The organism is Mucilaginibacter sp., assembly GCF_028288225.1.
Classification (GTDB): Bacteria; Bacteroidota; Bacteroidia; order Sphingobacteriales; family Sphingobacteriaceae; genus Mucilaginibacter.
In genome coordinates this window covers 1-12,193 of the sequence record NZ_JAQBOC010000052.1, presented here as the reverse complement: position 1 = coordinate 12,193, position 12,193 = coordinate 1, and the positions used below count along the sequence as shown (strand labels likewise).

General features: G+C 41.1%; 3 protein-coding genes. 1 reads left to right on the top strand and 2 read right to left on the bottom strand.

All coding sequences use genetic code 11. The annotated features are described in order from the left end of the window. Together JWQ54_RS15960 and JWQ54_RS15955 are read right to left on the bottom strand one after the other, a co-directional pair. A partial coding sequence (locus JWQ54_RS15960) for an amino acid adenylation domain-containing protein (protein ID WP_299586603.1) occupies nucleotides 1-3,461 on the bottom strand: 3,461 nt, incomplete at its 3' end. 17 nt (nucleotides 3,462-3,478) lie between these two features. Next, complete coding sequence (locus JWQ54_RS15955; protein ID WP_299586601.1) at nucleotides 3,479-10,018, bottom strand: polyketide synthase; 6,540 nt, start codon at nucleotides 10,016-10,018, stop codon at nucleotides 3,479-3,481. A gap of 376 nt (nucleotides 10,019-10,394) precedes the next feature. On the opposite strand from JWQ54_RS15955, the gene JWQ54_RS15950 reads away from it, so the two are divergent. After that, nucleotides 10,395-11,876, top strand: a complete 1,482-nt coding sequence (locus JWQ54_RS15950; protein WP_299586599.1) for a lipopolysaccharide assembly protein LapB — start codon at nucleotides 10,395-10,397, stop codon at nucleotides 11,874-11,876. The last annotated feature ends 317 nt before the right edge of the window (nucleotides 11,877-12,193 follow it).

Here is a 12,193-nt window from a genome sequence, read left to right as displayed (position 1 = left end):
CCAAATGAGTAGCCTGCCAAAGCATAAGGGCCGGTTGCGTTTTGCTGCATAATGGCATTTATGTAATGCGCTGCAATTTCTTCAATGCTTTCCAAAGGTTTTTCAATGCCATCCAAACCTTTGGCCTGTAGCCCAAATACAGGTTGATCTGGTGACATGTTCATGGCTAATGTGTTAAACAACAATACATTTAGCCCGGCACCATGAACCATGTACAAAGGCATTTTATTGCCCTTTGGCTTGATAGGAACCAGGGAGTCCCAGGTTATAGATTTACCATCCATCTGGAGCATCAGCGCCAGTTTTTCAATGGTTGATGTTTCAAATAAGGCTGCTAATGGTAAACGTTTTCCCGTTTCTTTTTCAATACGGGTCATTACCTGTACTGCAATTAGTGAATGGCCGCCTAATTCAAAAAAATTGTCATAAACACCGATCTTTTCAATGCCCAGGTATTCAACCCAAATATCCGCCACCATCTTTTCAACATCAGTACGTGGCGAAACAAACCCATGCCCGGTATCCAATGTTGAAATACCATGCCGGGCTAAGGCTTTTTTATCAACTTTGCCGTTTGGTGTTAACGGCATTTCGGGAAGTACAACAAAATTATCAGGCACCATATAATCCGGAACGGAATTTCTTAAAATTTCCTTCCAGTTTTGTACCTGTGCAGCTTCATTTTCTGATGCGCTATCGTTGTTATTAATAACCACAAAAGCTACCAGCTTATCAATGCCAAAATTATCAGGCCTTGCAATTACTACTGCTTCTTTTATATTGGTTCCGTTTATTAACTGGTATTCAATTTCGCCGGTTTCAATACGATAACCCCGTATTTTTACCTGTGCATCAATACGTCCAAGGCATTCAATTTCGCCATCAGGCATAAACCTGCCCAGGTCACCGGTATTGTACATTTTGGAGCCTGTATTTTTTGCAAACGGATCGTTTACAAACTTCTCGGCGGTTAGCTCCGGGCGGTTTAAATAACCTTTTGCAACACCTTCCCCTCCAATGTAAATTTCGCCTGCAATACCAGGACCTAAAGGCTTTAGAAAATTATCTAAAATATAGATAGAAGTATTATCAATGGGCCTGCCAATAGATATTTTGTTGGCATCGGTTATTTCTTTTACGGTTGACCATATAGTGGTTTCAGTAGGTCCGTAAACATTCCATAATGAGCTTGCGATGTTTAAGATCCTTTCGGCGAGTTCAGCGGGTAAAGCTTCGCCGCCGCAAATTGCTTTTATCGATGCAGTTTTGTTCCAGCCGGCTTCCAGCATTATACGCCAGGTATAAGGGGTAGCCTGCATTACAGTAGCCTGCTCGTTTTTAATAATATCAAGCAGTGCCCTGCCATCTTTTGCAGTTGCTGCATCAACCAAAACTATTTCGGCGCCAGTTAACAGCGGCAGGAACAATTCAAGCCCGGCAATGTCAAAGCTGATAGTGGTTACAGCCAGCAGCTTATCAGCGGCAGTTAGTCCCGGCTGTTTTTGCATGCTGTAAAGAAAATTAACCAGGTTATGCTGTGCTATTTGCACACCTTTGGGCATCCCGGTTGAACCGGAAGTATAAAGAATGTAAACAAGGTCTTCGCCGGTAACAGTTATTTCAGGATCGGTGGATGGGTAATCATTAATGGTTAACCATTCGTCCTCCAATATTAATTCTTTGGCGTTTGATTGGTATTTGCCTTTGTATGTTTGTGAGGTTAGCAGAACTACGGCTTGCGAATCCTCTATCATATAGTTAATACGATTGATCGGGAATATTGGATCGAGCGGGATATAAATTGCTCCCGTTTTCATTATCGCCAATATGCTGATCACCATTTCTGCCGATCTGTCAAGTGAGAAGGCTACTTTATCACCTTTTTTAACACCATTTTTTATTAGGATTGCTGCGAGCTGATTTGCGCGCTCATTTAACTCTTTATAAGTTGTTTTTTGTTCGCCAAAAGTTATTGCTGTTTTAGTGGGTGTTTCAGCCGCACGTTCGCTTATTAGCTGATGCAGCGGTGTGTTTTTTGGATAGGCGCATGCCGTATTGTTCCACTCATTTAACTGATGGCTCAATTCACCTGAGTCCATCGAAAGGATGTTGCCTATTAATACCTCCGGATCTTTTACCAGCTCTTGCAATAAAAACTCAAAGCTCTCCATCATCTTTTTTATGGTGGATGGTTTAAATAATTGGGTATTATATGACCACTCTAATACCGGAGCTTCTTCATGACCTGCAATATTCAGAAAGATCTCAAAATTCTCATATTCGCGCGGATTACTGATGAGTTTGTGGTGTAATTGATGAAATTCAACATCATCATCAAGCCCCATGTCAATATTAAACATGACAGGAACTAATGGAAGCCTTGAAGCATCGCGGGCAATGTTCAACTTTTTTAACAAGCTGCCGAACGTATATAGCTGATGCTCATAAGCATCAAGCACTTCGCTGCGGCGCTGTTTTAAATATGTTTTAAAAGATATATTACTTTTTGGATAACTGCGTAATGCCAATAAGTTAACGCAATGACCAACAAGTCTGTAATTATCTGTAGCCGGCTGACCTGCTGAAGGTAAGCCTACAATAATTTCTTCCTGGCCGGTTACTTGTTTTAAAAACACCTCGAAAGCGGCCAGCAATGTGGTTACAAAGCTGCTGCCCGTACTTTTTGCCAGCTTTTTTACATCATTTGCTAAGGCACCATCTAAAATAAGATCTTCACGATGACTTTTGTAAGTACGTAAAGCAGGGCGCGGGAAATCAGTTGGGATATTTAGCAAATGCCCGCTGCCTATAAACTGATCAATCCAGTAACGCTCCGTTTCTTTGTTTGAATCACTTTCTGAATGTGCCAGTTGGTCTAATGCATAATCACTAAACAAAAGAGCTTTGGGCATTTTGATATATTCCTGTTTTGCAAAAGCAGAATAAAGTTTGCTCAGGTCTTGCATCATAATGCCTATTGACCATCCATCACATACAATGTGATGTGCAATAAAGGTTAAAAGATGTTCGTTTTCAGAAAACTTAAACAGGGATGCTTTGAAAAGTGGCCCTTTCACCAGGTCGAAAGGTGTTAAAACAAGCTGTTTATTGTATTCATTGATAAATTCATCTCTTTTTTCTTCGGCTGATGCTGACAGGTCTTTGTAATCAATATCAAGTACCAGCTCTTTATAAACGCAAATGTTGGCACCATCAGCACTAAACGATGTACGGAGCGCCTCGTGCATGTTCACCATTTCCTGGAGCGCACGCATCATTGCGTTTGTATTGAAAATGCCCGTTAATAGCAGGGAAAAGCATTCATTGTAAGCACAGTTTGCTGCTGCACCGCCAATAAGGCATGAAGTCCAGATCTCTACCTGTGGTTCTGTGGCAGGCGCAATCAATAAAATTTCGGGCCCGGCAAACGGATCAAACTCAACAGGGTTTGCATCTATCATAATATTTTCCAACCTGGTTATTTTACTTGTAAATATTTACCCGGATTATTGGCATCACTTATAAACCAGCCTGGGTTGCCGTCTTTATCGCGGCCAAGCCTGGCGCCCGGAAATGGTGATTCCATAAATGGATTAAATTCTTCTTTTGCTTCAATCTTGTTTGACGGGAAAAAACCACACTCAATCAGTTCATCAACACTTTCCCTAAAGGCAGCAATTATAGCGTCAACATCTGTCTTAGTGTGTGATGCTGTAAGGAAACAAGGGAACAGATCCCATATATGGATGCCTTTATTGCGCATCAGTGTGAAAAGCAATTCGCCGTAAGGCAGCTCTTCTTTAAATTTTATTTTCCATAACGAGCCAAATGATGGTGAATATAAAGGGATCCCGGTTTTTTCGCAGATAGCGTTCAATTCTCCTGCTAAGTATGCTGTAAATTTATTTAAACCTTCCTGTAGCGCCGGGCCCTGGTCTTTCATATATTGTAATGAAGCTTTACCAGCTGCAAGCGCTAATGGGTGCCTTACAAAGGTGCCTGCAAAATAGGTAACCCCTGCTTCGGGTTGTGAGTTATCGCCATATTGCCAAAAGCCGCCGTCTAATGCATCCATGTATTTTTTTATGCCTGCTATTGCACCAATAGGCATGCCACCACCAATTACTTTACCGTAAGTACCAAGATCGGCTTTAATGCCAAACATGGCCTGTGCACCACCCGGGTGCATCCGGAAGCCGGTTATCACCTCGTCAAAAATCAATGCAGTGCCTGATCTTTCGGTGATCTCTCTTACTTTTTTAAGGAATTCGATTGGCTGATATTCTGGTCTGCGGCTTTGCACAGGTTCTACCAGTACAGCTGCAAGTTCGTGTGCTCTTTCTTCAATTATTCTTAATGTTTCATCAGTGCCATAATCCAGGATCAGCATATTCTGAACCACCTCGGGCATAATGCCTGGCGCAGCCGGAATAGTTTTTAATTTCTTGGTTCCGCGAACAATAACCTCATCATTAATACCATGATAAGATCCGTTGAATGCAACCATTAATGACCGGCCTGTTACCGTACGGGCAATCCGCATTGCACCTAATACAGCTTCCGAGCCTGTGTTACACAAGGCAGCGCGGTCGAAATTTGTTAATTCGGTTATCAGTTTACAAACATCACCTGCTAAAACATGCTGAGGGCCAATTTCATAACCGTTCTCTACCTGTTCTAAAACAGCTTTTTTCAATATATCAACCTGGTAGCCCAAAAAGTTTGAGCCAAAGCCATTTAATGCATCAATGTATTCGTTACCGTCAATGTCCCAAACGCGACTGCCTTTTGAGCGGTTTACCACCAAAGGGTAAACAACTTCTTTAGTCAATGGCCTGAAACCGCTAACTACACGCGGATCAGCCATGTGTTCCCGATGTTCCTGGGTATAAGTTTTGCTGCTTTTTGTTTTGCTGTTATAGCTTTTGGTTAAGTCGCTTAAAAATGTTTGTTGTTTTTCGCTTAAGCCCTGTACTTGTTTTTCAATTCGTGCAGTTGCGCCAAACGGTTTTTTAACTTCTACCTGTTCTTCGGCTGTTAAATCATATTGGATGCCTGGTTTTGCCGGGGCAGGCGCTGCAACAGGAGCAGCAGGCGCTTGCGGAGCATTTCCATTTTGCATCATGGCCAGCTGGCTTGCCAGCATCTGGATCTGCTGCTGAATCATATCAAGCGCAGGATTAGCAGCAACAGGTGCCGGACCAGCAGCTGTATTATAAACAGACTGATGGTTAGTTACCGGAGCCGATTGTGGCCGGAAAGCCTCTGCTGGTAAGTTTGCATCTAAATGCGCTGCGAGCAGGTCAATGGTATTATATTCTTCAAATAACTTTCTGAAGGTGATAGGAACGTTAAACTCTTTTTTAAGGTTAGTTGCAATTTGTGTTAACAAAAGGGAGTCGAAGCCAATCTCGATAAAATTCATATCGGTTGATGCGCCATCTATCTCGATTCCGGATGCATTTTCAAATAGTTCCTTTAGTTTACCGGTTAATAGTTCTTTTCTCATCAAGGATTGTTGTGAAATTATTTGTTCTTGTTGTATTGGTATTGCTTGCTGTGTTTCTGTTACTATTGTTGTTGTGCTTTCGGGCAATGCTGCATCAAGCCAATAATGTTTATTATCAAATGCATAGGTCGGCAGGTTTAGTTTTAATCGTTGCTGATCATGGTATAAGGTCTTCCAATCAGGCGCTATTCCGTTTAACCATAACTGACCTAACGCCCTTAATACGGAATAGTACTCTGTAAGTGTTTCATTTTTTTCAAATCCGGCCATAATTGGCGTAGTTTTGATGGTAACCTGTTGGCGTGCAAGCGTTGCCAGCACTGTTCCGGGGCCAACTTCCAGTAAAACACGGCCTTCATCTTCCTGTAAGGTATTTATTGCATTTGCAAACCGAACAGTTTTACGCAGGTGATTTGCCCAATATTGAGGATTTGTTGCTTCAGCTTCACTCATCCAGGTTCCGGTAACAGTTGATACAATGGGTTTTACCGGCGGATATAGTTTTATCGAGCGCACAACAGCTTCAAACGGTCCAACAATATCATCCATCATAGCTGAATGAAATGCGTGGCTGGTTTGGAGTAAGCGGCTTGGGATCTCCTGTTTTGCAAGCTCATCAGAAAATGCCGCTGCCAGATCATCCGGCCCGGCTACTACGCAAAGCTTATTGCTGTTAATTGCGGCAATTGATAAACCTGCAGGTAATAGCGGTTCTAATTTTTCAGCTTCAAATCTTACAGATAGCATACTGCCTTTTGCAACCTCGCTAACCATTTTAGCTCTGGTGGATATTAATAACAGTGCATCTTTTAAACTGAATACACCCGCAAAATGCGCCGCAACAAATTCACCGATGCTGTGGCCGGTTAAGATGGCGGGCTGAATTCCCCAACTCATCCATAGCTTAGCCATGGCGTATTCCATAATAAATATGGCAGGTTGGGTATAAAATGTATTTTTTATAGCCTCTGTTGAAGCTTCATCAATTACTTTGGGATAAATAACATCAAAGATGTGTGCCTGTGGCGTATCTTTTAATAGCCCGATGCATTCATCTACAGCAGCAGCAAAAACAGGTTCGTTATCGTAAAGCCCGCGCCCCATGTTTACATATTGTGAACCCTGGCCGGGAAACATAAACACCACTTCGGATGCTTTGGAAGTAAGATTTTTTGAAGATGAAGCATCAGCAGATGCATTTAGTTTGGTTGATAGTTCATCAGTATCGCCGGCAATTATAAATCTGCGCTGGTTAAATTCTGCACGGGTGTTTTGCAGAGTGAAGGCTATATCTGCAACATTGGTATTTTTGTTGCTTTCAACAAAACCTGCAAGCTTTTTAGCATAGTTGCCAAGGCTTGTTTCGGTTTTTGCCGACCATGTAATTAAACTTAAAGGCTTAGGGTTACCTGTTTGCATAGGTACATTTTCAAACCCCTCTAAAATAATATGTACGTTGGTACCGCCAACCCCAAAAGAACTAACACCCGCTCTTCTTTTTTCTGTGGATTTCCATTTTTTTAGCTCAGCATTTACAAAAAAAGGACTTTCAGCAAGATTAATGTTAGGATTGGTATGTTGATAAAATAATGACGGGGGTATTTGCTGATGGTGTAAGGCAAGCACAGTTTTTATTAAACCAGCCACGCCCGATGCAGCGGTAGTATGCCCTATATTGCTTTTTACTGAACCTATGGCGCAAAATTGCTTTTGCTCCTGTGTGCCAAAAGCCAGGTTAAGGCCTTCAATTTCTATTGGGTCGCCTAAAGGAGTGGCTGTGCCGTGGGCTTCAATATAGCTGATGGTTGCCGGATCAATATCAGCATCATTTATAGCCATTGCAATGGCGCCCGCCTGTCCCTGCGCACTTGGGCCGCCAAAGCTGCCTTTGTCAGCTCCATCATTATTTATGCCGATGCCTTTTATAATTGCATAAATGGTATCCCCATCGCGTTCTGCATCTTCAAGGCTTTTTAAAAGCACAACGCCTGCGCCATCGCTAAATACGGTTCCGGTTGCTTCAGCATCAAACGGACGGCAGTGGCCATCTTTGCTCATAATTGAACCTTCCTCGTACAAATGCCCGCTTTTTATTGGCGATGTTATTGATGCGGCACCCGCCAGCGCAATATCGCACTGGCCATCCCTTATGCTGCTTACTGCCTGGGCAATAGCCAAAGAGGAAGTGGAGCAAGCCGAATGTACTGCAACTGCCGGGCCTTTCAGGTTTAACTGGTAGGCAGTACGGGTGGCTATGTAATCTTTTTCGTTTAATGTACGTACATTAAACTGTCCGTATTTATCAACCAGATCTTTATGGTTAAGTACATTATGGGTATAATAAGTATTATAACCAACACCAGCAAAAACACCTACTGAACCTGCATATTTTTCAGGCAGGTACCTGGTGTTTTCTAATACTTCCCATACAATCTCTAAAAAAATCCGCTGCTGCGGATCCATTAATTCGGCAGAGCGCGGGTTGAAACCAAAGAAACCGGCATCAAATTCATCTGCCTTGTCAATTATCCCTCTTGCTTTAACATAGGATGGATCACTTTTTTCGGATAATGGGATAGATGAATCAAGCTCAGCATCGGTAAAGAAGCTGGTGCCTTCCCTGCCTTCTGTAAGCATCGCCCAAAATTCATCAATGGTATTAGCACCCGGGAAACGGCCTGCCATGCCTATAACGGCTATATCGCTATTCGTTTTTTTGTCTTTGTTCTTTTTATATGTAAATGCTGATGCTTTATTTGCCCCGCTGATAAAATCTAAAATGCCGCTAACGGTAGGGTATTGGTATAATTTAGTAATAGGCACCTGGTAATTAAACTGGTGCTTTAACATGGCTACTGTTTTTAACGCAAGCAATGAGTTACCGCCTAATTGGAAAAAGTTATCATCAACACCAATTTTATCCAGCAGTAACAGCTCCATCCAAATGCCGGTGATGTTTTTTTCGATGGGAGTGGAAGGAGCTTTGTATAAAACACTTAACTCAGGTCTTTTCAGATCTGGTTTTGGTAAAGCCTTTCTATCCACTTTACCGCTGGTGGTTTTTGGCAGCTCGTTTAGCCATACATAGGCAGAAGGGTGCATGAAATCAGGCAACGCCTGCTCAATGCTTTTGCGTACGTAATCGGTATTTGGCTCATTTTTAGCTGATACCATATAGGCGACCAACCTTTTTTGACCAATAACATCCTCGCGGGCAACTACAATTGCCTGCTGGATATCATCTAACTGATTGATCAAGACCTCAATCTCCCCAAGCTCAACCCTGTTACCACGGATCTTTACCTGCGTATCCCTGCGGCCCAAATAATCAATATTGCCGTCGGGCATATACCGGGCAAGGTCACCGGTGCGGTAAATACGGGTAGTTTTATCGGCTGATTCCTTCCAGTCGACAAACTTTTCAGCTGTCATATCCGGGCGGTTAAGATAACCATCGGCAAGGCTTAGTCCGCTCACGCAAAGTTCACCTGTTTCGCCATAAGGGAGTTGTTTTAATTCTTCATCAAGGATTAAGATCTCCGTTTCATCAATCGGGATCCCTATTGAAGGCAGGGGAGGCCATTGTGTTGCATCGCCATCCAGCTTTAACTGGGTTACCACATGCGTTTCAGTAGGGCCGTATTGGTTGTATAAAACACAATCGGGCAAGGCTAAAAAGAAACGAACGATCTGCGGGGTGATCTTTAATTGCTCACCAGCCGTCATCACCTCTTTTAAGCAAGCCGGAAAATATTTTTCGGCATCGGCAGCCTCTGTTAAATACTGAAGTACTACAAAAGGTAAAAAGATCCGGTTAACGGAATATTGCTCGATGTATCGCAGCAACCTGTATGGGTCAACCCTTAAATCATCATCAACCAAAATCAAAGTACCGCCAGTTGTTAAGGTAGCAAAGATCTCCTGGAATGACACATCAAAACTTAAAGGAGCAAACTGTAAAGTATTTATCCCGGTAGTTGATATAGAATTTTTTTGTTGCCACGATAGCAAATTTGCTAAAGCAGCATGCCCCATGGAAACACCCTTTGGGGTGCCAGTTGAGCCGGAAGTGTATAAGACATAACAGGCTGATTTGCTTTCGGGGATAACCTGGCTGCTTGCTTCGTAATTTTTATCTGAAATTAACACATTGATATCTAAAGGCTGGAACAAATATTTTTGAGATGCCGTGGTTAAACACAGGTCAATGCCTGAATCGCTTACTATTTGTTGCAAACGGTCCTGTGGATAATCAGGATCGAGCGGTAAATAGGCTTTGCCCGATTTTAAGATCGCCAATACACTAATTATAGTTTCAACGGAACGATAGGTACTTACACCTGCATTTAATGAGTTAGGTGAATTTGCCAGTATGGCGGCAGCTAAATTATCTGCCTTTTGTCCTAATTGATTATAGGTTAAACTTTGATTGCCAAAAATAACGGCTGCTGCATCAGGCGTTTTGTTTTTCTGTAGTTCAAACAGTTGATGGATCAACAAATTGTTCATTTCTTCTTTATGTGCTTCGGTTAGGGTACCTACAAGCTAATTTTTTTTAATAAAATCAATAGCAATATTTCTGTTGGTATAAATTAAAGTTGAATATTGGCGTTTGCAATTTCCTTTTTTTTTGAAATGTTGTGCATTAAACTTTAATAGCTCAATCTTTATTTAATCATTGTTACAATAGGTGAAATTTATAAAAACAGGGTAACTAAATATACTTAAAATAATTTCTCTTCTTATACGTTCGGTTAAATGTTTTGGTTATAGCTGCATAATGTATGAAACATTGATGTTTACGTTACTGCCAAACATATTGATACAAATGCCGTTATTATTAGCTTTAGCCGCCTGATAAATGTTTTCAATATCTTTGCCCTCAATGATCAAAAAATACCTGTTTGTTTTCCTGTTCTTTTTATTCTCCGGCTTAACGGCAAAGGCCAATTTTGTATATGACGCTACATGTATTGATGCTTATAAAGCTATATTAAGTTTGAGGATGAATGAGGCGAGGCAACTCATTCAAAAGGAAAAACAATTAAATCCTCAAAACGGGATAGTAGTTTTGCTGGAAAACTATATAGACTATTTCAGCCTGCTGGCGTCCGAAAATAAAAACGATTATAACAGGTTGAAGGAGAATAAGTCGAATCGGGTGTCTGTATTGGAAGATAATGATAAAAATTCGCCCTATTATCTTTTTTCGCAGGCTGAGATCTATTTACAGTGGTCGTTTTTAAAGGCCAAATTCGGCGATTATGTATCATCAGGATTTGATGCGAAAAAAGCAAACGGACTGCTAAAGGATAACAATAAAAAATACCCCGATTTTTTACCAAACCAAAAGAGCCTTGCCCTGGTAAATATAATTTTTGGCTCTATACCCGCAAGCTTTAAAGGGGTAACCCACTTTTTGGGAATGAACGGCAATGTTTTGGCCGGAATAAAACAACTGGAGGATCTTAAAACACAATTGCCAAAATCAAATTACAGCTTTTATGACGATGAAGTAATTTGGTTTTTGTGTGTTACCGATATTAATGTTCTGCATAGTAAGGATAGTTATAATAAGCTAATGGCATATATTTCCGGAATGGACAATAATAGCATGCTTAAAGTATACCTTGAGGGCTATGTATCGTCAAAAACCGCTCATAACGATGAAACTATAAGGTTTTTAGAAGCGGCGCCAAAATCAAATCAATATATAAATTTACCTTCCATAAATTATATGCTTGGCGTTGCAAAGCTTAGTCATATGGACAAAGATACACCTGTATTTTTAAACCGTTACGTAAATGAATATAAAGGAACAAGCTATATTAAGGATGCTTATTTAAAGATAGCTTACCACTATTTGCTTCAAAATGATTCAGAAAAATATGATTATTATTTAAAGCTTGTACGAAGCAGGGGCTATGCTATTGACGGTAAGGACAAAATTGCTTTGCGGGAGGCCAATGAACCCAAACCGGATCTCGATCTGCTTAAGGCCCGGTTTTATTTTGATGGGGGCTATTATAATAAAGCGACGGCGCAGCTTTCAAATAAAGATGTAAACAACATAAAACTACCCCGTGATAAAATTGAATATTATTACCGGGTGGGAAGAATTGACGACAAGATAAATAAAAACTATGAGGCTGTTTTAAATTACCAGAAAGCAATTGCACTTGGTAAAGAAACAAGCTATTACTATGCTGCCAATGCCGCTTTATTGATCGGAAATATTTACGAGGAAATAAAGGACTATAAAAAGGCCGCAATTTATTATAACCAGGCAATTGATATGAAAAGCCATGATTATCAAACCGATATTGATAATGATGCCAAAGCTGGGTTGAAAAGGATTGGTCAGTAAGAAATATTGATTGCACACGGGGTAGCGCCTGCGCTGGTATATTATCGCCCCTTTAGGCGATGTTATAAAATTAAGAAAAATCCCAGCGGGGGGCAAGGTCGGTAGCATAAACCAGACAAGCCGATGTTGCTTACATCTATTTAATTCTTGATGCAAGGCAAAGTAGCTGATAATCAGTATGTTTCATAGCGTTCCGGGTGTTCCGCTTGACTTTCCCTAAAATAGGTTGACAAATAAACAGTGGAAAGATGAATCATAATATAAACAAGTCAGCCATCGTTTCAGAGTATTTAAAAGGTGGAGTATCTTACCGGGAT